Raw genomic sequence first — 25,292 nt, 5'->3', positions numbered from 1 at the left:
GGTTAGCGAATATATGAAAAGAATAGCCCACTAGTCAAATTATATCATACTTAATCCGTGAAAGTTCTTAATGGATTTATTCTTTACGTTGTAATGGCTGCAACAAAAGAAAGTATAGAATTGCATCTACTTGATAGTTAAGACCGTATTCGCAATATTCGTATCGAAATAAAACAAAAAAATATGCTCAAATCGCTTCTTATTAAAGATTACGCTCTCATTGAGAATATCCAGGTTGAATTTGGCAAAGGTCTAAATATCATTACGGGTGAAACAGGTGCCGGTAAATCGATCTTGATTGATGCAATGGGATTACTTCTTGGCGAACGCGCATCAACTGAAGTTGTGCGCAAAGACTCAGACAAATCTGTTGTTGAAGGTGTATTTGATATAACTGGAAATAAAAAAGTAAGAGAATTGCTTCTAGCCAACGAACTCGAGAATAATGATGATCTAATTGTCCGGCGCGAAATTTCTCTAAAAGGGACCAACAGATGTTTTCTGAACGATACTCCTGTTACACTTAATCTGATTAAAGAAGTAGGCGATTTGCTGGTTGATCTGCATGGTCAGCATGAGCACCAATCATTATTACGAACTGATACTCATATCGAAATGCTGGATGATTTTTCAAATCTTGAAAGTGATTTGGAAAAATTTAGATTCGCCCATCACAATTTAAATTCACTTTTAAAGGAATATCGCGAACTGCGCGATAAAGAAAAATTACTTCGCGACAAAAAAGAACTATACGAATTTCAGATCAAAGAGATTGATGAAGTAAATCCTCAATTTGGTGAAGAAGAAAAACTAGAAGAGGAATTGAAAATTCTTGAAAACTCGGAAAAGTTACTTTCGTCTGCCAACGAGATTTATGAAAATTTATATGATTCTGAAAATTCAATTCAAGACCGGCTAGGTGAAACAAAAAATAAATTATCGGAACTGGCGCGGATTGATAAATCATTTTTAGAAAAACTAGGTGAATGTGAATCGGCATTTGCAATCCTGAATGAAATTTCTTCCTTCCTGCGAAGTTATAAGGAAAGAATAGATATTGAGCCGGAACGGCTGGAAGAAGCCAGGCTTCGGCTGGGTGCTATCAATCTCTTAAAGAAAAAATACGGAGGTACGATAAATTTAGTTATCGAACACCGTGAAAAGATTGGAAAAGAATACGAACTTGCAGAAAATTTTAGCTCTAAAATTTCTGAATTCGATAAACTGATAAATGAAGCACGCAAAGAATGCGGTTTAATTGCAAAAAAACTTTCTATGGAAAGAAAATTGATTTCCAAAAAAATTAAAAAGGAAATTGAAGAAGCGCTTAAGTCTCTTGGTATTTCCGACTCCATATTCGAAGCTAAGATTATAAATCAAACAGCAGATGGAAACGATGAAAATTTTATTTCGGTTGACGGTAAAAAATATAAATTCAATAGCCGCGGATACGATGAAGTTGAATTCTTTGTTTCTACAAATGCCGGTGAAGATCCTAAACCGCTTGTTAAAGTTGCCTCCGGCGGAGAAATTTCGCGAATAATGCTTGCGTTAAAATCAATTCTCGCAAAGTCGGACCGGCTTCCAATTTTAATCTTTGATGAAATTGATACCGGTGTTAGCGGAAGAATTGCGCAGAAAGTGGGACAAGTTTTAAAATCGCTCGCTTCATTTCATCAGATAGTTGCAATTACTCATCTTCCTCAGATTGCAGGACTTTCGGATTATCATTTTGCGGTGGAAAAGAAAAAATCCGGCGATCGTGTAGTTAGTTCTATTAGTAAATTGAACGATGACGAGCGGATAAAGGAAGTTGCAAAACTAATGAGCGGAGAAAAAATTACAGAATCCGCTCTCAGCGGCGCTAGAGAATTAATGGGTTTGGTAAAGAAATGAAGTTGTTCTCAAGCACAGATTGGCTTATCATTGAATATTCTCTTTGTGCTCAATATTTTGTTCATTAAATTCCAGCTAAGATAAAACAACAAATCCCGGAGGACGTAATGAGTAAAAAGCTACTATCATTAATTTTAATTCTCGGTTTAGTTTTTTCTTCTTCCTTTAAAGCACAAAGTTTAGATGAGACACTTTCGAAACTTTCATCTACTGTTGGCTCTGCATATGTAAAACCAATCATTTCTGCCTTCGGATCAAATCTAAACTCTGGCTGGGTTTCACAATTTCCTTCTGCAACTCCTCTGAGTTTTCATATTGATTTAAAAATTGTCGCAATGGGTTCATTTTTTTCTGATAACGTTAAAACTTTTACTGCAACGGATCAATTTTATTTCGATCAGAATCAAACAAATTCTATCTTAGCAAATTCAGGTATAACCCCATCTAGTCCTGGTTATCAAAATGCTTATAATCAAATTTATGGACAACCCTTTACGGTTACATTTTCTGGACCAACTATTATTGGAAGTAAAGATGAAAATTTAGTTGTTAGATTTCCGGGTAAACCATCTGTTAATGTTAATGCAGTTGATGTACAAATACCTGTTGTGAAAGGATATCTACCAGAAGCATTACAAAAAATATTTCCAACTGCTACAGCACAATTAACCGTTGGGACAGTATTCGGAACTAATTTAGCTATAAGATATTTTCCGGATGTAAATATTGGTGAATTAGGGAAGTCCAGTTATTTTGGAGTTGGCCTGATTCACAATTTCGGTGTTTGGTTTCCTAATCCATTACCACTTGATCTAACTGTCGGTTACTTCACTCAGAAATTAAAAGTCGGGACCATTTTTGAAAGTAATGCTTCACAATATGGAATTTATGCAAGCAAAACATTGGGAATTATAGTTTCATTTACTCCTTACATTGGTTTAACAGTGGAAACTTCGAAAACAACCGTAAGCTATGATTACACTTCTAACCAAACATTGAATGGAGTTCCAGTCAAAGCTCACATAAGTGTAGATCTGGAGGGTGAGAATAAGAGTAGTGCGGTTATTGGTTTTAATTTGCATCTCGGAATTGTGAATATAAATGCAGATTATAAATTGGCAAAAACAAAAACCGTGAGCGCTGGTATTTCATTCGGTTTCTAAACTTATCAAAAATTATTCTTCACTGAAGGGGCTGAACAAGCCCCTTTTCTTTTTTATCTTTGAAATGAATTAATTGTAAAGAGATCTCTTGAAAGAAACAGCAATCTATATTCACATTCCTTTCTGCGACCACAAATGCATCTATTGCGATTTCTATTCAATTGTCTCTTATGAAAATGTTTCTTCATATCTGATTGCGCTGAAACAAGAGATCGATTTTTTTGCCGGGAAATATTCTGCCGATAGAAAAATAATCTCAATCTTTTTCGGCGGCGGCACTCCTTCTTTTATGGAACCGGAATACATCTCGGAAATTATTCAGCATCTGAAAAAGAATTTTCATCTTGTTGATGATGCAGAAATTACACTTGAGACAAATCCCGGAACGGTAAGCAAAGAAAAGTTAAAAAAATTTAGAGAGATTGGAATTAACAGAATCAGTATCGGCATTCAATCCTTCAATGAAGATGAATTAAAATTTCTTACGCGCATTCATGATTCGGAAACAGCAATTGAAACAGTCTATGATGCGGCGGACTCGGGATTTGATAACATAAGCATTGATCTGATTTTTAATCTACCAAAGCAGACAAAAGAAATTTGGCGTTCAAACCTTGAACAAGCAATCCGGCTTCCGATCAAGCATATTTCAACATACAGTTTAATCCTTGAGCACGGAACAATTCTTAATAAAATGGTTCTAGACGGCAAAGTGAAAATGCAGAGCGAAGATTACGATGCCGATCTGTATGAATTTACAATTGAATTTTTAACTCAGCACGGTTTTAATCAGTACGAAGTTTCAAATTTCTCTCTGGATGGAAACGAGTGTATTCATAATAACGCCTACTGGCGATACAAAGATTATTTAAGTTTCGGTACATCGGCTCATTCATTCGTAAACGGAAAAAGGTGGTGGAATTACTCCGCTCTTAATTTATACAACACCGCAGTTGAAAAGAATAGGTATGCCGTTATAGGAGAAGAAGTATTAACACCCAATGAAATGTTGGAAGAATATATAATGCTGGCACTCCGCAGCAAGGGACTTGATCTAAATGAACTGAAAAACCTTTTCGGTATTAGCTGGTTTGAGAAGAACAAAAATTTTTTAATACAGTTGGAAGAAGAAAAATTACTCACATCGAAAAACAATTTGCTTTCATTTACTCCAAAAGGTTACGCTATATGTGATGAGATCCTAACCAGGATTAAAAACTAAATTCTTTTCTAAAAAAATATTTATGAATTTTTATTTTTAGAGATTATCTTCATTATAATAAATAAAGGGGCAACCGATATGAACGATAAATACAAATACCTAATTCCCGTTTCAATTCTAGCGGGATCAATTGTTCTTTCTGTAATAATTTTTTCAATGGTATGGAAATCGACAAAGAACGCGGATCAGACAATAACCGTAACCGGTTCGGCAAAAAAATCGATTGTTTCCGATCTCGGTATTCAGCGCGGAACATTGCAGGCATCAAGCGGAGACAGAAAAACCGCGTATCAGATTGTGCAGCAGCAGATGCCGGTTGTTCTCAAATATTTAGCTGATAAAGGATTTGCAAAAGATCAGATTGAGGTATTCAGCATTAACGGTTACCCTATGTTTGAAATTGCACCGAACGGAACTCAAACACAGAAAGTTCTTGGTTACGTTTATAATCAGCGTTTCGAAATCAAATCGAATGATGTAAAGAAAATTAAAGAACTTTCTCTTTCACTCAGCTCTCTTGTTGAAAAAGGATTGGACATTAATGTTGACGCACCGGAATATCTTTATACTAAAATCGACGATTTGAAAATTGAGGTGCAGGCTGCGGCATCGAAAAACGCTATGGAACGTGCAGCTAAAATTGCGGAAGCTACGGGAAGAAGTCTTGGAACTCTGCGAAACGCACGGATGGGAGTTATTCAAATTACTCCACATAACTCAAATATTATATCGGATTACGGAATGAATGATGCGACATCAATTGAAAAGGAGATTACAGCGGTAGTTAGCGCGTCATTTAAGATCGATTGATTTAGAAATTACGATTTTGGATTTTGGAATTATTAACATCAGGGGTGAAAATGACCAAAGCAGAACAGCGTTGCAACTAAAGCGTCACGCATTACAAAAATGCAACGCTGAGAAGCTAACTACAATATTTATTTATGATTTCTTTTATTCTCTAACGTCAAAAAGCAATTTACTTTAGCAACACAATTTTTCAATTACACAAATGCCACAATTTTCAAAGCTGTCGCATTGAGTTGTTTGTTAGGGGCTATTTTAATATTTTCTCATAGCATTATATTATAATTATTTTAGCGGTTTTACTATATGCGTTTTCTATGGGATCGAAATAAAAATCTTGCTAATATCAAGAAGCACAAAATCTCTTTTGAAGAAGCTAAGACGGTGTTTTTTGATGATAATGCCCGATTTATACCAGATCCGGAACACTCGATATCAGAAGAACGCTTTATTATTTTAGGACTCACAAACAAATTAAGACTCCTAGTCGTTGTCCATACTTATAAAGAGAATGCCGATATTATTAGAATTATTTCTGCTCGTAAAGCAACAAAATCTGAGAGCAAATATTATTATGAGGTAAAATAAAATGAAAAAAGAATATAATTTCAGTGATTCTACTAAGAATCCTTATATAAAGAAACTTAAAAAACAGATTTCAATTCGTCTTGAAAATGAAACTGTTGAATATTTCAAAAAACTGGCTTCAGAAATTGATATCCCTTATCAGAATTTGATGAACATGTATTTAAGGGAATGTGCACAAAACAATTTCAAACCAAATATTCACTGGCAAAAGTAATTGCTCCTAACAGAAAAATAGAACGAAAAAATTTACTCTTAATATTAGCTGGTTTGTTAATTCTATCTCTAAAAATTTTATTAATTCTGTTCTTTGTTCTCAATTATTAAGATCAGGAACTTCAGTTGCCGCAAATTACCGAGCGGCTCTACGAGCAAAATCTCGTGCCGACTTTATCTATAAAATAAAGTTAATTGAAGAAGAAGTGGATGAATTAACGGCGATTTTCACTCAAATAGGAAAAACTATTAAAAGTCGCATTCCCAATAAATCGTAAATCCAGAGTCAAAAATCATTATCCTTAATTCCCTTTGCTATTTCGAGCTATTCTTCCTACCTTTGTGCCGTCCATTTCGCCCCTCGAGGGCGATTTTTATTTATAGAATATGGAAAAGCAGCAAATTAATAACAGAATCGAAGAAATTGTAAAAGCTCACGGCTTCATACTGGTTGACCTGGTACTCCGCGGCGACAATCATCTGCGAATCATTGAAGTATTTATCGATGGCGAAAAAGGAATCACCGCCGTTGATTGCGCCAATGTTAGTCGTGATCTGAACGAAGTAATTGAACTGGAAAATTTAGCTGGATCGAATTACCGGCTTGATGTTTCATCACCCGGTGCGGAACGTCCTCTCAAATTTTTGATTCAGTACATTAAACATATCAACCGGAAATTTGAAATTGAGTATCTGGAAGACGGCGAAAAAAAATTAACCGCCAAACTTATCCGCATCGAAGGAGAAGATCTCTACTTCGCGGTTAAAGAAGCGGAATACAAAATAAATTTTAACAGTATTACCAATGCAAAAGTTTTAATTAGTTTTTGATCACAGAGGAGTAATAAATGAACACCGAAATAGTAGAATCCTTTGCTCAAATGGTCCGCGAGAAAAGTCTTGATAAAGACGTTCTTGCTGGAATCATAGAAGAAATCTTTGGGATTATGGTAAAAAAGAAATTTGGTTTAGAAGCCAAGTATGATGTTGTTGTTAACATGGACAAGGGAGATATAGAAATATTTCTTGAAAGATCTGTTGTTGATACCGTTAATGACCCGGCTACCGAAATAAGTATTGATGAATTGAATACAAAAGGAAATGAAGACGGACTTGAAGTAGGCGAAGATTTTGTTCAGAAAATTGAATTGAAAGAATTTGGAAGAAGATTAATAAATCTTGCACGCCAAAGTTTGAATCAAAAAATTAGAGAGATTGAGAAAGATATAATTTATAATGAATACGTTGAGATGCTTGGAGAGATTGTTGTCGGTGATATTTATCAGGTAAGAAGAAATGACGTACTTGTTAATCATAACAAGAACGAATTGCTCTTGCCGCGCCATGAACAAATTCCTCGTGAGAAATATAGAAAAGGCGATACGGTGCGTGCAGTTGTAAAGGATGTTAAAAAAACTCCGAACGGACCGGTCATTTTAGTTTCGCGTGCGGATAATCTTTTCTTAAGAAGACTTTTCGAAATTGAAATTCCGGAAATTTATGACGGTGTAATTGAGATCAAAGGAATTGCCCGCGAACCCGGTGAAAGAGCCAAAATTGCAGTTGAATCGAGCGATCCGCGTATTGACGCCGTTGGCGCCTGCGTTGGAATGAAAGGTGTTCGTATTCATGCGATTGTACGCGAGTTGAACAATGAAAATATTGATGTTATAAATTACTCGGAAGATCCGGTCGTTTTCATACAGAGATGTATTGCGCCGGCTAAATTAAAACAGATCGAAGTTGATGAAGATGCGAAGAAGTGTGTTGTAACTGCCGATAGCGATCAAGTATCGTTAATAGTAGGACGCAACGGCGTTAACATTCGTCTTGCAATTAAACTTAGCGGTTACGAAATAGAAGTAATAAGATTAGAAAAACCGTTTGAAGAATATGACGAAGATATTGAACTGATTGAACTTCGCGAAGAACTTAGTACTGAGATGGTAGATTTACTGATCAATAACCGGTTAGATACAGCATTGGAAGTTCTTGCTGCCGGAATTGACAAGCTCAAAGAGATCGAAGGGCTGGATGAAGAGAAAGCTAAACAGATAATTGAAATTCTTGAAAATCAATTTGAAGAAGAAGAATAAACAGAACACTTAAACGGATAATCATACAATGCCGGAAACAGCAAAAGAAAAAAAATTACGACTCTACAAATTCGCAGCTGAGTATAATCTTTCTACTGAATCGTTAGTAGAACTTTTACAAAAGAAAGGTTATGAAGTAAAATCTCATATGGCTTTATTGACCGATGAGATGGTTACGGAAATCAAATCGTTTTTCAAAAAAGATATTGAGAAAGCAGAAAAACATTACCGGAAAATTTCTGATTTTCAAAAAAGAAGAACAGAGCACGATGAGCCGGAAGCCCTAGTTGAAGTTGCTCCAAAAGTTGTAGAAGAAAAACCTGTTGAGCAGAAAAAAGAAGAAATTCAAGCTGAACCGGTTGTTGAGGTTATCCAGCCGGAAGAACTGGTCGAAGAAGTATCCGAGCCTGTAATTGAAGAACAAGTTATTCCTGTTGAAGAGCCTGTTGAGGCAAAAAAATCTTATAGGACAGAAACTGAAATTGCGTTGGAAGGAAGAAAAAAAGGTTTAACAATTGTTGGCAAAGTTGATCTCAAACCGCGCCGCGATAAAGTTGAAACGAAAGAAACGCCTGCCGCACAAAAACCGGCGCTGCCTTTAACACCTGCCCAGGAAGAAGCGGAAAAAAACAAAAAGAAAAAGAAAATTCTTAAGACAAAGAAAAAAGCAACTGTTCCCGGTCAAGCACCCGAAGAAGTAACTGTCGCTAAGAAAAAAAGAAAAATTAAACGTCTTGAAATTGATAAACGAGAAGTTGAAGATGCAATCAAACGAACTCTTCTTAGTATTGATGAATCTGCTGTCGGCGGAAGAGCTTCTGCTAGAAAGAAAAAAAGAAAAGAGAAAGAAGAAATTCAGAATCAAATACTTCAGCAGAAAGAATTAGATAAAACAAAAATTAAAGTGAGTGAATTCATTGCGGTCAACGAACTCGCCAATTTAATGGGCGTTTCCGTAAGCGATGTAATTCAGAAATGTATCGGTTTGGGGTTGATGGTTTCAATCAATCAGCGACTTGATGTTGAAACTATAACTTTGATTGCCGATGACTTTGGATTTGAGATTGAACTCGAAGAAGAATATCAGTCGGATGTTGATGCCGATATTCCGGATCCGGTTGAGACGCTTAAATTCAGACCGCCTGTTGTTACAATTATGGGTCACGTAGATCACGGTAAAACATCTTTATTGGATTATATACGCCGCGCGAATGTAGTTGCCGGTGAAGCCGGTGGTATTACACAGCACATCGGTGCTTATAAAGTTATGATCGATGAGAGCAGACAAGTAACATTTTTAGATACACCAGGTCATGAAGCATTTACTGCAATGCGCGCCCGCGGTGCACGTGTTACGGATATTGTAGTTTTAATAGTTGCCGCAGATGATGCTGTAATGCCTCAAACGGTTGAAGCTATCAATCATGCGCTTGCCGCAAATGTCCCGATCATTATCGCAATCAATAAAATTGATAAACCGAATTCCAATATTGAAAGAATTAAACAGCAGCTTGCGGAAAGAAATATTTTAGTTGAAGAGTGGGGTGGAAAATATCAGTGCGTTGAAATCTCTGCTAAACTTGGAAAGAATGTTGACCTACTTTTAGAAAAATTAGTTCTTGAAGCTGAATTGCTCGACTTGAAAGCAAATCCGGACCGTTTAGCGCGCGGAACAATTATTGAATCTCAGCTTGATAAAGGAAAAGGTGTTACCGCAACAGTTCTTGTTCAAAAAGGAACATTAAGAATTGGCGATCCGTTTATAGCTGGTGTTGTGCACGGACGCGTACGCGCAATGTTTGATGAGCGCGGTAAAAAAGTTTTTGAAGCCGGTCCTTCAACTCCGGTTCTTGTTCTTGGATTTGAATCCGCACCGCAGGCGGGAGATATATTCCATATTGCTGCATCGGAACGTGAAGCTCGTGATATAAGTTTGAAACGTATGCAGATCAAACGTGAACAAGATCATCGCCAGGTTCATCATATTACTCTTGATGAAATTGCAAATCAAATCAGCCACGGCGGATTTAAAGAATTGCCTGTGATTGTTAAAGGTGACGTCGATGGTTCTATAGAAGCATTATCCGATTCGTTAATGAAATTGTCCAACCAGGAAGTTTCTGTTCGTGTAATTCATAAAGCGGTCGGTGCAATTTCCGAAGGTGATGTTCTTTTAGCTGCTGCATCGGGTGCAATTATAGTCGGATTCCACGTAAGACCAAATACAAACGCGCGTAAACTTGCGGAATCTGAAAAAGTTGATATTCGTCTTTACAATATTATTTACGATGCTATCAATGAAATAAAATCTGCTCTTGAAGGAATGCTCTCTCCGGTTGTTTCGGAAGAAGTTGTTGCAACTCTTCAAGTCAAAGATATTTTCAAAGTACCTAAAGCCGGAACTATTGCCGGATGTTCTGTTCAGGACGGAAAGATTATGAGAAGCAATAAAGTCCGTTTGTTCAGAGACGGAATTGCGGTTTACGAAGGCGAAATAAGTTCTTTGAGAAGATTTAAAGATGATGTACGCGAAGTTGAAAAAGGATTTGAGTGCGGTGTAAGCATTGCCAACTTTAACGATATTAAGCCGGGCGATATTATAGAAGCTTACAAAATGATTGAAACTAAGAAGAAGTTAGAGTAGAAATGTCTCATAGATTAGATAAAGTTTCGAGTCTCATTAAAGAAGAACTCAGTTTAATTTTTCTTCACAAACTTCAGGATCCAAAACTGAGTCTCATAACCGTGACCAATGTTAAAGTTAGTCCGGATCTAAAACATACAAAGATCTATATCTCGGTTTTTGATAAAGAGAAACGGACTAAAGTTTTAGAAAGCGTTAACGAACTTAAAGGTTTGATTAGAAGTCAACTCGCCGGAAGAATTCAACTAAGATTTGTTCCGGAACTCCATTTTTTCATCGATGATACATTAGACTATGTTGAAAAGATGGAAGGACTGTTTAAAAAAATTCATGAAAGCGATAGCGAAAAACACGATAGCTGATATTGATCCGGATTTCGTTGCCGGTGAAATTATTCTTATTGATAAAGCATTCAGAAAAAGTTCTTTTGATTGTGTTTATAAAGTAAGAAAAACAGTCGGCGTAAAAAAAGTTGGTCACGCCGGAACTTTGGATCCTAACGCAACCGGATTAGTAATTGTTTGCACCGGTAGAAAGACAAAGGAAATTTCATCTGTCCAGGATCTTGCTAAAACTTATACCGGGATATTTTCGCTGGGAAAAACAACATCATCATTTGATGGTGAAAGTAAATTTGATTCAAACAATAATTTCGAACATATCACAGAGAATGAAATACTTAAAGTACGTGATTTGTTCCTCGGAAATATTTTGCAGATGCCGCCGATGTATTCGGCAATTAAACATAACGGACAGCCTCTTTATAAACTTGCCCGTAAGGGTAGAGAAGTTGAAAGAGAAGAACGGGCGGTTGTTGTTACAAAGTTTGAAATAACAAAAATTGATCTGCCCGATATTCATTTTGAAATAAGCTGTTCTAAAGGAACTTATATCAGAGTGATTGCAAATGACTTTGGACAGCATCTTGGATGCGGGGCTTATTTAAAAGAGTTGAGACGGACTCAAATTGGCGAATTTAAAGTGGAAGACGCATTTACACTTGATGAATTCAAAGAGTTTGCAAAAAATTATTGTCTTGTTCCTCAATTGAATTGAAATGAAAGTTTATACAGAAAATTCTGAAAATATTAAGACTAGAAATGCGGTTGTGACTGTAGGGTCGTTTGACGGATTGCATATCGGACACTTCAAAATTCTAAATGAAGTGAAAAAAACTGCAGTTGAAAAAAATGGGAATACATTTGTAATTACATTTGAACCTCATCCGCGATTTGTTCTTTCAAAAGGTTTTGATATGAAACTTTTAACATCGCTTGATGAAAAAAAAGAAGTCCTTGAAAGAGCGGGAATTGAAAATTTGATGGTAATAAACTTTACTAAAGAATTTTCACAGCAAACTTCGGATCAGTTTATCAAACGGTTCATTGTTGATAAGATCGGAGCTGCTCATATGGTCATCGGGCACGATCATAAATTTGGTAAAGACCGTTTGGGCGATGTTAATATTCTAAGACAAGTGGGCATTCTTAATAATTTTGATGTTACCGATGTTTCGGCAGAAAGTTTGAACGGTGAAATTATCAGTTCAACAAAAATTAGAAACGCTCTTGCCGAAGGAAATATTGAACGTGCTAATTTATTCCTTGGACGGAATTATTCTTTCTCCGGTAATGTTGTAATTGGTGCTCAGCGCGGAAGAACACTCGGTTTTCCGACTGCAAATATTAAGTTGGATGAAGTGCATAAAGCAGTTCCTAAGAACGGCGTTTACATTGTTAAATGCTTTTTGAATGAAGAGATACATATTGGAATAATGAATCTCGGATATAGACCGACGTTCGAAAATAAACATGAACTGGTTCTTGAGGCTCATCTATTGAATTTCGACCGTGATATTTACGGCAGTAATATGAAGATCGAATTTTTGAAAAGACTGCGTGATGAGAAAAAATTTGATTCAAAAGAAATGCTTATTCATCAATTAGAAATTGATAAGCATGAAGCGCAAAAAGAAAAATTAACTAATTAATAAACTCCGGTTTACCCCGCGAAGAGCGGGGTTGATTCTGGGGTTATATCGAACAAACAAATAAAGGAGCAGTAAAATGGCGTTGTCAAAAGAAGAAAAACTTGCGGTAATCAAAAAATTCGGTAAAGGAGAAAAAGATAGCGGTACAACCGAAGTCCAGATCGCATTGTTAACGGAAGAAATTAATCGTCTTACAGGTCACTTCGAAGCGCATAAAAAAGATCACGCTTCAAGACGCGGATTAATGCAGATGGTTGGAAAGAGAAGAAGACTACTTGATTATCTTGCAAGTAAAAACATTGAGAAATATCGCACAATAATTAAAGAATTGAACATAAGAAAGTAATGGAGTTTTTAAATGGTTTATACCAAAGAAGTACAAATAGGAAAACAGAAATTAATTTTTGAAACTGGAAAACTTGCCAAACAGGCAAACGGAGCCGTAATGGTTCGGTACGGCGATACTATGGTTTTAGTTACCGCTGTTGCCGGCGATCTACGTCCTGATGTGGATTTCTTTCCACTCAGTGTTGAATATAGAGAAAAAGCATTTGCAGCCGGTAAAATTCCGGGGGGCTTTTTCAAACGCGAAGGCAAACCGACAGATAAAGAAGTTCTCAGTTCACGTTTGATTGACAGGCCAATACGACCATTGTTCTCTGATAATTACAGAAACGATACTCAAGTTGCGGCATTCGTTTATTCATATGACAGCGAGAACGATTCTGATGTAATTGCCGCATGCGGTGCTTCGGCAGCTCTAGCTATTTCGGATATTCCTTTTCTCGAGCCGGTTGGCGAAGTTCGCGTTGGAAGAATCAATGGTGAATTCATAATCAATCCTACTCTTAAAGAAACTGAGGAGAGCGATCTTGAATTAGTTATTGCCGGAACGGAAAGTTCAATCATGATGGTTGAAGGCGAAGCAAAAGAATTGAGCGAACAAGTTATGCTCGATGCTCTGAAATTCGCTCACACAGAAATTAGAAAAATTGTCCAGGTTCAAATAGAATTACGAGAACTATGCGGCAAACCCAAAATGATTGTGGCTGAAAAAGGGATTGATCAGAATTTGTTCAATGATATTTCCGCTTTAGCTCATGATAAATTCAAAAAAATAGTTTCTTCTGTTTTAGCAAAAGAAGAAAGATCCGCGCAGAATCATGCTTTAACTGATGAAGTGCTTGCGGCTCTTACTGAAAAATATCCGGAACAAGAAACTGCCATCAAAGAAATTCTTCACGATATGGAAAAAGATTTGATGCGCAAAAGAATTCTTGAAGACGGATTACGTCTTGACGGAAGAAATACAACTCAGATTAGACCGATTACAGTTGAACTTGGCTTACTTCCGCGGGTTCACGGAAGCGCATTGTTCACACGCGGCGAAACTCAGAGCTTAACAACTTTGACATTAGGCGCAAAAGGAGACGAACAAATTATAGATGGTCTTCAGCCTGAATATAAAAAACGGTTTCTTCTTCACTACAACTTTCCGCCGTTCAGTGTTGGCGAAACCGGAAGATTTTCCGGAGTTGGAAGAAGAGAAGTTGGACACGGAAATCTTGCTGAACGTTCTCTTAAAAATATTATTCCCGCTGAAGATAAATTTCCATACATCGTTCGGCTGAATTCGGATATTCTTGAATCGAACGGTTCATCTTCGATGGCAACTGTTTGTGCAGGTTCGCTTTCATTGATGGATGGCGGCGTTCCCATCAAAAGTCCAATTGCCGGTATTGCAATGGGACTTGTAAAGGAAGATGATCAATTTGCAATTCTATCTGATATTCTCGGTAATGAAGATCATCTCGGCGATATGGATTTTAAAGTTGCCGGTTCGGAAGCTGGAATCACCGCATTGCAAATGGATATCAAAATTCAAGGAATCTCATACGAGATTATGGAGAAAGCTCTCGCTCAAGCAAAAGAGGGTCGTTTGTATATATTGAAAATTATGAACGAAGCGATTTCTACTGCTAGACCTAACATTTCTAATTACGCACCGAGAATCTATACAACCAAAATTCCAACCGATAAAATTGGAACTGTAATTGGTCCCGGCGGAAAAGTAATTCAGAAAATGCAAAAAGATTTCTCTGTTGATATTAACATCGAAGAAGATGGGACTGTCAGCATTGCGGGTCAAGATGCGGCTCTTGCCAAAGCGGCAAAAGAGTATATCAAACTTCTTGTTTCGGAACCTGAGATCGGTAAGAATTATACCGGTAAAATTATTAAGATAACCGATTTCGGTGCGTTTGTAGAAATTTTCCCGGGCACACAAGGACTTCTTCATATCTCTCAGATCGACACGAAGCGAATTGCTAAAGTAACAGATGTTTTAAAAGAAGGTGAAGTAGTAAAAGTAAAATTAATTGCGATTGAAGGAGGAAAATTATCTCTTTCTAGAAAAGCTTTAATGAACGAAACACCTACTTCCGATGAAGCGGAAGAAAAAGAATAAATTAAGATGATTAACGGAAGGGTCACAGACCCTTCCGCATTTTAAAAGTACCGGACATAAACTGTCCTATACAATAGAGAAGTTTATCATAAATTGTTTTTTGGAAATGACTGGTAGAAATTTTTGATGAAAGTCGGCAACCTCGATATTGGCAATAAATTATTTTTAGCCCCGATGGCGGAGGTTACCGATTCTTCTTTTCGTAAAATTTGTAAAGAAATGGGTGCGGGAATTACGTTTACTCAAATGGTAAGCGCAGAAGGAGTTATCAAAAATAATTTTGAAACACTCCGTCATTTCTCATTTAACCGCTCTGAAAAACCAATCGGTGTGCAGGTTCTTGGCAACGATCCGGAAATCCTTTTTGAAGCCGCGAAAGAAATTTCAAAACATAAACCGGATTTAATTGATCTTAATTGCGGCTGCCCGGTTGAAAAAGTTTGTTCTAAAAATATGGGCGCTTCTCTGTTAGACGATCCTAAAACTATTGGTAAACTCGTTCGTAAAATGGTTGACGGATCTAACGGTGTTCCAATTTCGGTTAAGATCCGGTTAGGTAAAGATAAATCACGTATCAATGTTTTTGATAATGCCAGAGCAATTCAGGATAACGGCGCTTCATTGATTTTTGTTCATGGAAGAACGCGAGCGGATAAATACGATACAATTGCAGATTGGACCTGGCTGAAAAAAGTAAAAGAAATTTTAACAATTCCTGTTGTTGGTAATGGTTCAATGTTCTCTCCCCTTGATATAAAGGAGATGATAGACTCAACCGGATGCGATTCCGCTATGATCGCACGCGGTGCACTTGGAAATCCATTTATATTTTCCAGATTTAATAGATTGATAGAAACCGGAATTGATCCCGGCGAGCCGGATTCATCAGTTGTAAGCCAAACGGTATTACAGCATATAAATAATTTAGAAAACGAATTCGGCGAGTTCATTGCTCTCGATAAAGCAAAAAAACATTCGATCTGGTATTTCAAAAATCATAGCGGAGTAAAGTTTTTACTCGATAGAGTATTCTCTATAAAAAATTTGACCGATCTGCGTACGCTTATTACCAAGCACGCGGATAATATTTTGCATACTCCTATCAATATTGATGAGCATGCAATAATTCATAAAAAATTTCAAAGGAAGGTTCTTTTCTGGTTAGCTGAAGAAAACGCTAACGTTACCGGATAAGAACAAAAAGGTTTTAAAATGAATAAAGAAATAATTATTAATTCTTCTACATCGCAGAATCATGTTGCGATTACAGAAGACGGAAATCTTGTAGATTTCTTTGTAGACCATCCGGAAAAACGCAGAATGGTCGGCGATGTTTTTCTCGGCAAAGTTGCCAGGGTGATGCCGGGTATACGAGCAGTTTTTATCGACATCGGCATGAAGCACGACGCGTTTCTTCATTTCTCGGATATCGGAGAACGTACAGAAGCATTGCAAAGCATGCTTGATGAAGATAACGATACCGATGACAGCGATGACGACGATAAAGACGAGAGTGTTGCACAAACACCGGAAGAAACAAAACCGCTTCCTCCCAGACCGGAACAGAGAGACCACCGGCAAATTACAAAGCTTCATAAAGGGGAAGAAATATTAATTCAGATTATCAAAGAACCGGTTAAGGATAAAGGCGTTCGCTGTACATCTTCAATTTCAATTCCGGGTCGATTCTGTGTTCTGCTTCCTCTTGATGATAAGATCGGCGTATCAAAAAAGATTTATGATTTCAGAGAACGGAAAAGATTACGCCGTATTGCACGCGGAATTCTTCCTTCAAATTGCGGATTGATAATACGTACCGCCGCAAAAGATCAAAGTGAAGAATCTCTTTCAGGTGATTTAAAATATCTTGTGAAGATCTGGGAAGATATGCAGGAAGATGCAAAGAAGCAGGAACCGCCGTTTCTTCTTTACAAAGATTTGAGTACAACAATAAGTGTTATAAGAGATCTATTTACTCCCGATGTTTCAAAAGTATTTGTGGATTCAAAAAAACTTTTCAAAGAAATTCGAAACTACGTTCAATTCATACAACCGGCATTAATTGATAGGATAGAGTTATACAAAGAAGATCAATCAATTTTTGAAGCGTTCAAGATTGACGAACAGATAAAAGGTTTGATGGGAAGAAAAGTTCCTCTTCCGAGCGGCGGACATATTGTTATTGAACATACGGAAGCAATGGTTGTTATTGATGTTAACAGCGGACGATATGCGGCAAAGAAAGAACAAGAATTAAATTCACTTAAGACCGATCTTGAGGCTTCGCGCGAAATCGTGCGCCAATTACGTCTGCGTGATATCGGCGGATTGATTGTAGTCGATTTTATTGATCTTGAAGACGATAAAAACCGTAAGAAAATTTATGATGAATTGAAAAAAGAATTTAAGAAAGACCGCGCTAAAATTGCTCTTCTTCCGATGACAGAATTTGGTTTAATGCAGATAACACGCGAGCGGATTCGCGAAAATATTTTGCAGTCTATGAATGAAGCTTGCCCATATTGCATGGGAACAGGATACCTTACAAAAAAATCCAACTTGATGCATGAAATTGACCATTGGTTAAGGCGCTTTAAAGCTGAAGGTAAAGGAACATCGCTTACATTGAAAGTTCATCCATCACTTGGTGAAAAACTAAAAGTAGGCTTTATTTCTCCGCTGAGGAAAATTCAGCTAAGATATTTTGTTCGTCTAAAACTTATTGAAGATGAAAAAATTAGTCCGCAACATTTTTATTTCATCTCTACTAAAACCGGTGATGATATAACAGCTGATTTTGTGTAAAACATATTCTTAATTAGCAATATTAATATGTTTTCATTTTTTACTATTTTTCCATTGCGAAAATTTATTTTCAAGATAATGAAGGCACTCACATGAAATTCTTTATAGATACAGCGAACATTAAGGAAATTAAAGAAGCCGCTTCTTATGGTTTACTTGACGGCGTTACTACTAATCCCTCTCTAGTTGCAAAAGAAGGAAAAAACTTCCGGGAACTGCTTGATGAGATCTTAAAAATTGTTGATGGTCCGATCAGTGCGGAAGTTGTTTCAATCGATTATGACGGAATTATGAAAGAAGCACACGAACTTGCTAAAATTCATAAAAACATAGTTGTTAAAGTTCCGTTAATTAAAGAGGGAATTAAAGCCGTAAAATCGTTGAGTGATGAAGGAATTAATACAAATGTTACGTTATGCTTTTCACCGTCTCAAGCATTACTAGCGGCTAAGGCAGGGGCAACTTATATAAGTCCTTTTGTAGGAAGACTTGATGATATTAGTATTGACGGTATGGCTTTAGTACAACAAATTATACAGATATATGAAAACTACAATTTCAAAACTCAAGTGCTTGTAGCAAGTGTCCGCCATCCGCTTCATCTTGTAGATGCGGCTTTAATGGGTGCTCATGTAGCAACAATGCCGTTTGATGTTATTGAAAAATTATTCAAACATCCGCTCACTGATTTAGGATTAGAAAAATTCTTGAGTGACTGGAAAAAATCAAACCAAAAATAACAATGAAAAAAACAAAATTTTATTCGATTCATGAAAAGCTTGGCGCTAAGATAGTCGACTTTGCCGGGTACCAGATGCCGGTTCAATATTCTTCAATTATTGCGGAACACAAAGTAGTTCGCAATTCGGTTGGTGTATTCGATGTTTCTCACATGGGCGAAATATTTATCCGCGGAGAGCGCGCATTGGATTTCGTACAGCATATTACAGTTAATGATGCTGCAGTTTTAGTAAACGGAAGAGTTCAATATTCTGCCATGTGTTACCCAGATGGAGGAATTGTAGATGATCTTCTTGTTTACCGTATTAACGAAAAAGAATTTATGCTTGTTGTTAATGCTTCGAACAAAGACAAAGATTTTGCGTGGATGAAAGAGAACAACAATTTTGGCGTTGATATCATTGACGAAAGTGACGAATATTCTCTTCTGGCTGTTCAGGGTCCAAATTCAAAAAAGGTTGTTGAAAAAATTTGCGATAAGCCGCTGGATCTTGAATATTATTATTTCTTCTTTGCAAAGGTTGCCGGTATTGATATGATCGTCTCGCGTACCGGATATACCGGTGAACTCGGATATGAATTATATTTCAAAGGCGGAGAAGCCGAAGCAGTAAAAGTTTGGAATGCTTTATTTGATGCCGGAAAAGATTCCGGAATCCAACCTGTAGGTCTAGGTGCACGCGATTCCTTACGTCTTGAAATGGGTTTCTGTTTATACGGAAATGATATTGATCAGACAACAAACACACTCGAAGCTGGACTTGGCTGGATTACAAAATTGAAAAAAACCGAATTCATTGCTAAAGGTGTTTTGCTGAAAGTAAAAGAAGATGGATTGAAGAGAAAATTAATCCCGATGATTTCAGACGAGAAAGCATTTCCGCGTCACGGATATGATTTATCTGTTGATGGAAAAGTTGTAGGTCATATCACGAGCGGAACAGTAAGCCCGGTCCTAGACAAAGCAATTGCCATGGGTTATGTTGATTCTCAATATTGTAAAGAAGGAAATAAAATAAATTTTGTAATCCGCGGTAAAGAAATTCCAGCCGTGGTTACTAAACTTCCATTTGTTAAAAATTAAAGGTACAATTCTCAAAATGAAAATTAATGTTCATTATTCAAATCTGCATTTTGACGATCTTTATTTCAGCGGGAAAACTTCTGTTGTTATAGATATTCTCCGCGCTTCGACTGTTATTGTTACCGCACTTACCAACGGTGCGCGTGAAGTTATTCCTGTGGGCACAGTAGATTTTGCAATGAAAGTTTCCGGAAATGCGTTCGGTGGTCAAACAATTCTTAGCGGAGAACGAAACACAAAAAAAGTTGAGGGTTTTAATCTCGGCAATTCACCGTTGGAATATACACCTGATGTTGTATCTGGAAAATCAATTATCCTTTATACTACAAACGGATCGAAAGCAATTGTTAAAGCAAAATTTTCAGAAAATCTTTTCATCTGCAGTTTTAATAATCTTCCAACTATAGCCAATCATCTCTTGTTTCTTAATAAAGATGTTGAAATTATATGTGCCGGAACCAACGGTAATTTTAATTTGGAAGACGCCGTCTGCGCTGGAAGACTTATTAGCGAAATGGATAAAGTGAGCACCGATCTTGAAATAAGTGATTCAGGGCGTGCGAGTTTGGTCTTAAATAAATCTTTTGGCAAAAGCATTAATAAGATGTTGAAAGAAACCGAACACGGACAGCTTTTAATTGAGAACGGTTTCGGTGCTGATATTAAAGAATGTGCGCAATTTGGAACTACCAATTTGATTCCGTATTATATTTCCGGTTCAATTAAGAAGTTAGAGACCGGAACAGCACAAAATAATCTTGCAAACGAACCCAAAGTTTCTTAAGAATGCCGAAGAAAATTAAATCAAAAGAAAGTTCTTCTTCTGCGGGAGAAAATTTTTTTGTTGTTTCTCCGGAAAAGAAAAAAAAACTGCTTGCCATTTTTTTAATTGTTTTAGCCCTTTTAATTTTTTTCAGTATCCTCTCTTATTCGCGCGACGATGAATCCTATTTCCCTTACAATTTTTTAGGATTGTTCGGAGTTTTTAACGGCAATCCAGAGCTGATGGATAAAGCGGCAACAACTCATAACTGGCTTGGAATTTTTGGCGCTTATATGTCGCACTTTTTTATCCGCTCAACAATTGGTTATTTCTCTCTAATTTTTCCAACCATTATGTTCCTATGGGGCTATACCGTCCTTAGTAAAGAAAAGAATTTTAAATTAGCTCTATACTTTTCGAACTTTCTTCTAGTCATAGGAATTTTGATTTCGACTTTTTTCGGAATGCTTCAATACACTCCGGAGATCTCTCTACTTGTAGATTACCATGAGCTTTCCGGTAAAATCGGATTCTTCTTCGGAACAATAATTAGCAAATTTCTTGGTGGACTCGGCAGCATAATTTTTCTAAGCGCGGCAATTCTTGTTACACTAATTATTGCATTCGATTTCAAATTTAGCGCGATGATTGAATTCATTAAGAATTTATTCAAAGATAAAGAGAAGGAAGATGTAAAAATTGCGTCTCCGCTTAATGTTAATGTTGAAGACAATCTTGATAAGATCAAAAACCTTCGAAGCGAAAGCAAATTAAAATCTTTATTCAAATCTAAAGATGAAGATGCCGAAGAAGAAATTATAGAACCGAAAACTAAAATAACGATTGTTAAAAAAGACCAGTCGGAGAGAAATGCAGCACCCGGCACTGAAAAAGCTACTGAATCAAAATCGAAAAAAGGGGAAGCTAAACCCAAAGAAGATGATGATATAATACCGGCGGTTGATAAAGCGGCAGAGGCAACTATGCCGGATCAATGGGAAGAAAAAATTGATTATAAACCACCTACATTTACTTTGCTAACTCCGCCCGATGATGAAGAAATAAAAGTTAATGAAAGTGAATTAAAACGAAACGCCGCACTGCTAAAAGATAAACTGGCTCTCTTCGATATTCAGATTGATGATATTACTGTTACTCCCGGTCCGGTAGTAACGCTTTATGAAATTGTTCCGGCTCCGGGTGTAAAGATCAGTCGCATTGTTAGTCTTGAACACGATATTGCATTAGCGCTTGCCGCACGCGGTATTAGAATCATTGCACCTATTCCGGGCAAAAGCGCGATAGGTGTAGAAATTCCTAATGCCCATGCTTCTATTGTAAGAGCGAGTTCGGTTCTAAAAAAAATAGCTGAATCAAAAGATGAACTTCCGTTAGCGCTTGGTAAAACAATCTCCGGCGAAGTTTATATTACAGATTTGGCAAAGATGCCGCATATGTTAATTGCCGGTTCAACCGGTTCAGGTAAAAGCGTCGGCATCAATATGATCTTGAACAGTTTGATCTACGCAAAACATCCATCAGATGTAAAGTTCGTAATTATTGACCCGAAGAAAATAGAATTATCATTTTATAAGAAACTCAGCAAACATTTTCTTGCTGTCTCGCCGGATCTGGAAGAAGAGATAATTACAAATCCATCCAACGCACTCCTTGCATTGAAAGCCGTTGAATATGAAATGGAAAAACGTTACGATAAACTCGCTAAGGTTGGAGTGCGTAACATTGTTGATTACAACAAGAAAGTTTTAAATCCGAAATCACGGCCAAAAGATACTGACGAAATGAAACATCATAAGATGCCTTATATCGTAGTTGTAATTGACGAGTTGGCGGATCTTATGATTACATCAGGTAAAGAAGTTGAAGAACCGATTGCGCGTCTAGCTCAGCTAGCCCGTGCTGTAGGGATTCATTTGATACTTGCAACACAAAGACCTTCTGTAAATGTTATTACAGGCGTTATTAAAGCGAATTTCAGCGCGCGTATGGCTTACCAGGTTGCAACCAAAATCGATTCCAGAACTATTCTTGATATGAACGGCGCGGAGCAATTACTTGGAATGGGCGATATGTTATTTTTACCGGGTGGAATGCCAAAACCGATCCGTATTCAAAATGCATTTATCTCAACCGAAGAAGTTGAAAAGATTACAAATTTCATTTACGTTCAAAAAGGTTTTTCAAAAAGATATTTTCTTCCTTCTCTTTATGATAAGCGGAAAGAAGCTCAGGGCGATTTCATGAGCGATCTTGACCCGATGTTTGAAGAAGCAGCGCGTGTTATTGTCCGGCATCAACAAGGTTCTGTATCACTGCTGCAAAGAAGATTAAAGCTTGGGTATTCCCGTGCCGCGAGAATTGTTGATCAGCTTGAACAGGCAGGTATTGTTGGACCTTCCGAAGGAAGTAAAGCACGCGAGGTTATTGTTGATAGCGAAGAACAACTCGAAACTATTTTGAGATCATTATAAAATGAAAACGAAAATCTTCATATTAATTTGCTTCATTTCATCACTGGTTTTTCCGCAGTCTGCTAACGAGTTTATTAAAAAAATACAAAACAAGTTTAAATCAATAAATAATTTTACGGCAGATTTTTCACAAAACTATTTTGATGCACAGGGACACGACCAGGGTAAAACATCCGGCAAGTTTTCGTACAAAAGAAAAAATAGATTCATTGTTGATCTAAATAATCAGTTCATTGTTTCCGATGGACAAACAGTTTGGAATAATGATAAACGGTTTAACAGAGTTGTAATAAGTAAATTATCTGATGATCCGACATCGTTTTCACTTGAACGCTTTATATTTGATTACCCGCCGCTCTGTAAAAGTAAAATTATAAAAGAAGAGAATTCACAAAAAGGAGAGGGCTGCATCGAACTTACTCCAAAAGATCAGGACATGGAATTCAAGTATGTTAAAATTTGGATTTCGAGCGATGGTATGATTTCAAGATTGGAAGTTCTTGACCGCGGAGATATGCGGTATGCTTTTCAGTTTACCGATTTAAAAATAAATCAAGATTTACCGGATGCACGATTTACATATTATCCCCCCAAAGGAATAAAGATTATTGACCTCAGGTAAAACAAATAATCAACTGGCAAAAGTAGCAGGTTATTTTTTCCCGGTCATCCTTACAATTCTGTTTCTCTATTTTGCATTTAAAGGTATTGATCTTCAAAAATCCTTTGCTCTCATTGCTCAATCATCTTTGATCGCAATTTTCCTATATGTAGTTGTTTTTTTTGCTTCACATCTTGCCCGCGCACTCCGGTGGCGTTATATGATTAACTCTGTTAAGAAAGATGTTACAACGTTTCATCTTTTCGGTGCCGTAATGGTTGGATACGGAGTGAACTGTGTTATTCCCCGTTTGGGAGAACTTTACAGAGGCTTATTTTTCGGCAGATGGGAAAGTATTTCTCGCACTTCGGTGATTGGAACGATTGTAGTTGAGAGAGTAATAGATATTACAACATTTGCATTAGCCGCATTAATTAGTGTCAGTCTATATTCAGGCAATTTATATGAAGAAGTCAGCTGGTTGAAGACGTCTCTTACCGTTGGGTATATTTTAATTTTCTTAGTAACGGTATTTTTGTTTTTGCTTGTTCGTTACCAACAACTATTTAAAAAAATATTTTTAAAATTGGCAGCCAAAATTAATAAAAACCTTGAAAGCCGTTTGGAGGTTCTATTTAATACTCTAATCAGTGGTCTCTCAAGCATCAAAGGGACAAAAAATATTATAATGCTGGTTATATGGTCCGTGGTTATTCTTCTTTTTTATGCTTTAAATTCCTATGTAGGTTTCTATATTTTTGGAATGGAAGCTACCGGCAGGGCTACTTTTACTACTGCATGGATAGTAATGACTATCAGCTCATTCAGCGCTATGATACCAACACCTGGTGGAACAGGTCCCTATCATTTAATTTCAATTTTTGTGCTGACCCAGCTTTTCAAGTTTGGTTATGAAGTAAGTGCTGCTTATGCATTGCTTACACACTTTATTTCTTATTTGCTTTTTGTGTTATCAACACTAATCATAATATATATTGTGAACGTAAGTCGTTTAAAGAAAGGTCTCAAAAAAGAATCGTTCCTTTCGGTATTTAGTATTCATTCGGATGAAAAATGAAAAAAATATATCTGCTTATCATTTTTATTGTGGCAGCCAATAATCTTTCTGCCCAATGGGATTTAAGTTTATCGATGGGTCTGGACTTTAGATCTTCTCCATCATTCCGTGAATATGTTAATTCAGGTTTTGCTGCCGGGGGTAATATTCTTCCATCATTCAAAAGCTCAGTTAGTTTTTCAGGTGAGGCAGATTATAAATTATCTAATTCATTTGCACTCGGTTTGGAATATGATTTAATGATTGATTCATACACGGCATCATTAGGTTCAGGCGGGGTATATGAAATTGCATTTAATATGCACAGACCAAGCATTCTCGCTTATTATCTTCTCCCGGGCGAAGGTTATCAATTTAAATTTGGCGGCGGTGTTGGACCGAGATTCGTTTCACTCACAGAAAAAATTAATACTTCATCGAACTATTCGGCAAGCGGTTATGGATTGATATTAAAAGCAGAAGGAAACACTTTGCTTAGTAAAAACTTTTACGCTTTAATTGGAACGAATTTACGTTATGATAATACCAGTGATGTCTCCAATGCACAAAATACAATAGTCAATCACTCAACAGGTGAGAAACTAAATCTAAACGCTTTATCATTTGGAATTTATTTAGGCATAACTTTTATTCTTTAGAGGT

23 protein-coding genes and 1 pseudogene are annotated in these 25,292 nt (G+C 36.8%); all 24 read left to right on the top strand.

Annotation, left to right across the window (positions count from 1 at the left end):
- Positions 1-183 precede the first annotated feature (183 nt).
- Positions 184-1,896 carry a DNA repair protein RecN gene (gene recN / locus NTX65_05890; GenBank protein MCX6168847.1) on the top strand — a complete coding sequence of 571 codons (1,713 nt, stop codon included), beginning with the start codon at positions 184-186 and terminating at the stop codon, positions 1,894-1,896.
- Between the two features lie 107 nt (positions 1,897-2,003).
- Entirely contained in the window at positions 2,004-3,059 is a 1,056-nt protein-coding gene (locus NTX65_05885) for a hypothetical protein (GenBank protein MCX6168846.1), read from the top strand.
- Positions 3,060-3,147: 88 nt separating this feature from the next.
- Positions 3,148-4,281 carry a radical SAM family heme chaperone HemW gene (gene hemW, locus NTX65_05880; protein MCX6168845.1) on the top strand — a complete coding sequence of 378 codons (1,134 nt, stop codon included), beginning with the start codon at positions 3,148-3,150 and terminating at the stop codon, positions 4,279-4,281.
- Positions 4,282-4,359: 78 nt separating this feature from the next.
- The gene (locus NTX65_05875; GenBank protein MCX6168844.1) at positions 4,360-5,091 is read left to right on the top strand and encodes an SIMPL domain-containing protein; all 732 of its coding nucleotides are present in this window, start codon (positions 4,360-4,362) and stop codon (positions 5,089-5,091) included.
- A 303-nt stretch (positions 5,092-5,394) separates the two neighbouring features.
- Complete coding sequence (locus NTX65_05870) at positions 5,395-5,676, top strand: BrnT family toxin (GenBank protein ID MCX6168843.1); 282 nt, start codon at positions 5,395-5,397, stop codon at positions 5,674-5,676.
- A 1-nt stretch (position 5,677) separates the two neighbouring features.
- A complete protein-coding gene (locus NTX65_05865) occupies positions 5,678-5,890 on the top strand; it encodes a CopG family antitoxin (protein ID MCX6168842.1) in 213 nt (70 codons plus the stop codon).
- Positions 5,891-5,918: 28 nt separating this feature from the next.
- Positions 5,919-6,167: pseudogene (locus NTX65_05860) on the top strand (four helix bundle protein).
- A 109-nt stretch (positions 6,168-6,276) separates the two neighbouring features.
- Positions 6,277-6,720: a hypothetical protein gene (locus NTX65_05855; protein ID MCX6168841.1), complete on the top strand. Its 444-nt coding sequence runs from the start codon at positions 6,277-6,279 to the stop codon at positions 6,718-6,720.
- Between the two features lie 17 nt (positions 6,721-6,737).
- Positions 6,738-7,985, top strand: a complete 1,248-nt coding sequence (gene nusA, locus NTX65_05850; protein ID MCX6168840.1) for a transcription termination factor NusA — start codon at positions 6,738-6,740, stop codon at positions 7,983-7,985.
- Between the two features lie 28 nt (positions 7,986-8,013).
- Positions 8,014-10,629, top strand: coding sequence for a translation initiation factor IF-2 (gene infB / locus NTX65_05845; protein MCX6168839.1), 2,616 nt, complete (start codon positions 8,014-8,016; stop codon positions 10,627-10,629).
- A 2-nt stretch (positions 10,630-10,631) separates the two neighbouring features.
- Positions 10,632-10,991, top strand: a complete 360-nt coding sequence (rbfA, locus tag NTX65_05840) for a 30S ribosome-binding factor RbfA (protein MCX6168838.1) — start codon at positions 10,632-10,634, stop codon at positions 10,989-10,991.
- Positions 10,960-11,685 (top strand): tRNA pseudouridine(55) synthase TruB, encoded by a 726-nt coding sequence (gene truB / locus NTX65_05835; GenBank protein MCX6168837.1) that lies wholly within the window; start codon positions 10,960-10,962, stop codon positions 11,683-11,685. Before rbfA ends, truB begins: the two co-directional genes overlap by 32 nt.
- Before the next feature lies 1 nt (position 11,686).
- Complete coding sequence (locus NTX65_05830; protein ID MCX6168836.1) at positions 11,687-12,619, top strand: bifunctional riboflavin kinase/FAD synthetase; 933 nt, start codon at positions 11,687-11,689, stop codon at positions 12,617-12,619.
- Positions 12,620-12,695: 76 nt separating this feature from the next.
- Positions 12,696-12,965, top strand: a complete 270-nt coding sequence (rpsO, locus tag NTX65_05825; protein ID MCX6168835.1) for a 30S ribosomal protein S15 — start codon at positions 12,696-12,698, stop codon at positions 12,963-12,965.
- Between the two features lie 12 nt (positions 12,966-12,977).
- Positions 12,978-15,086, top strand: a complete 2,109-nt coding sequence (gene pnp, locus NTX65_05820) for a polyribonucleotide nucleotidyltransferase (GenBank protein MCX6168834.1) — start codon at positions 12,978-12,980, stop codon at positions 15,084-15,086.
- A 126-nt stretch (positions 15,087-15,212) separates the two neighbouring features.
- On the top strand, positions 15,213-16,280 hold the full coding sequence (gene dusB / locus NTX65_05815) for a tRNA dihydrouridine synthase DusB (GenBank protein ID MCX6168833.1): 1,068 nt from the start codon (positions 15,213-15,215) through the stop codon (positions 16,278-16,280).
- A gap of 18 nt (positions 16,281-16,298) precedes the next feature.
- Entirely contained in the window at positions 16,299-17,891 is a 1,593-nt protein-coding gene (locus NTX65_05810) for an Rne/Rng family ribonuclease (protein ID MCX6168832.1), read from the top strand.
- A 92-nt stretch (positions 17,892-17,983) separates the two neighbouring features.
- Entirely contained in the window at positions 17,984-18,631 is a 648-nt protein-coding gene (gene fsa, locus NTX65_05805; protein MCX6168831.1) for a fructose-6-phosphate aldolase, read from the top strand.
- 2 nt (positions 18,632-18,633) lie between these two features.
- Positions 18,634-19,716, top strand: coding sequence for a glycine cleavage system aminomethyltransferase GcvT (gene gcvT / locus NTX65_05800; GenBank protein ID MCX6168830.1), 1,083 nt, complete (start codon positions 18,634-18,636; stop codon positions 19,714-19,716).
- A 16-nt stretch (positions 19,717-19,732) separates the two neighbouring features.
- The gene (locus tag NTX65_05795) at positions 19,733-20,500 is read left to right on the top strand and encodes a 2-phosphosulfolactate phosphatase (GenBank protein ID MCX6168829.1); all 768 of its coding nucleotides are present in this window, start codon (positions 19,733-19,735) and stop codon (positions 20,498-20,500) included.
- A 2-nt stretch (positions 20,501-20,502) separates the two neighbouring features.
- A complete protein-coding gene (locus NTX65_05790; GenBank protein MCX6168828.1) occupies positions 20,503-22,971 on the top strand; it encodes a DNA translocase FtsK 4TM domain-containing protein in 2,469 nt (822 codons plus the stop codon).
- A gap of 1 nt (position 22,972) precedes the next feature.
- Positions 22,973-23,593, top strand: a complete 621-nt coding sequence (gene lolA / locus NTX65_05785; GenBank protein ID MCX6168827.1) for an outer membrane lipoprotein chaperone LolA — start codon at positions 22,973-22,975, stop codon at positions 23,591-23,593.
- A complete protein-coding gene (locus tag NTX65_05780; GenBank protein MCX6168826.1) occupies positions 23,580-24,650 on the top strand; it encodes a lysylphosphatidylglycerol synthase transmembrane domain-containing protein in 1,071 nt (356 codons plus the stop codon). The genes lolA and NTX65_05780 overlap by 14 nt, the downstream gene beginning before the upstream one ends.
- The gene (locus NTX65_05775) at positions 24,647-25,288 is read left to right on the top strand and encodes a hypothetical protein (GenBank protein MCX6168825.1); all 642 of its coding nucleotides are present in this window, start codon (positions 24,647-24,649) and stop codon (positions 25,286-25,288) included. Before NTX65_05780 ends, NTX65_05775 begins: the two co-directional genes overlap by 4 nt.
- Positions 25,289-25,292: the final 4 nt, after the last annotated feature.

It is taken from the genome of Ignavibacteriales bacterium (genome assembly GCA_026390795.1).
Classification (GTDB): Bacteria; Bacteroidota; Ignavibacteria; order Ignavibacteriales; family Melioribacteraceae; genus Fen-1258.
This window is presented reverse-complemented; position numbering and strand designations above follow the sequence as displayed.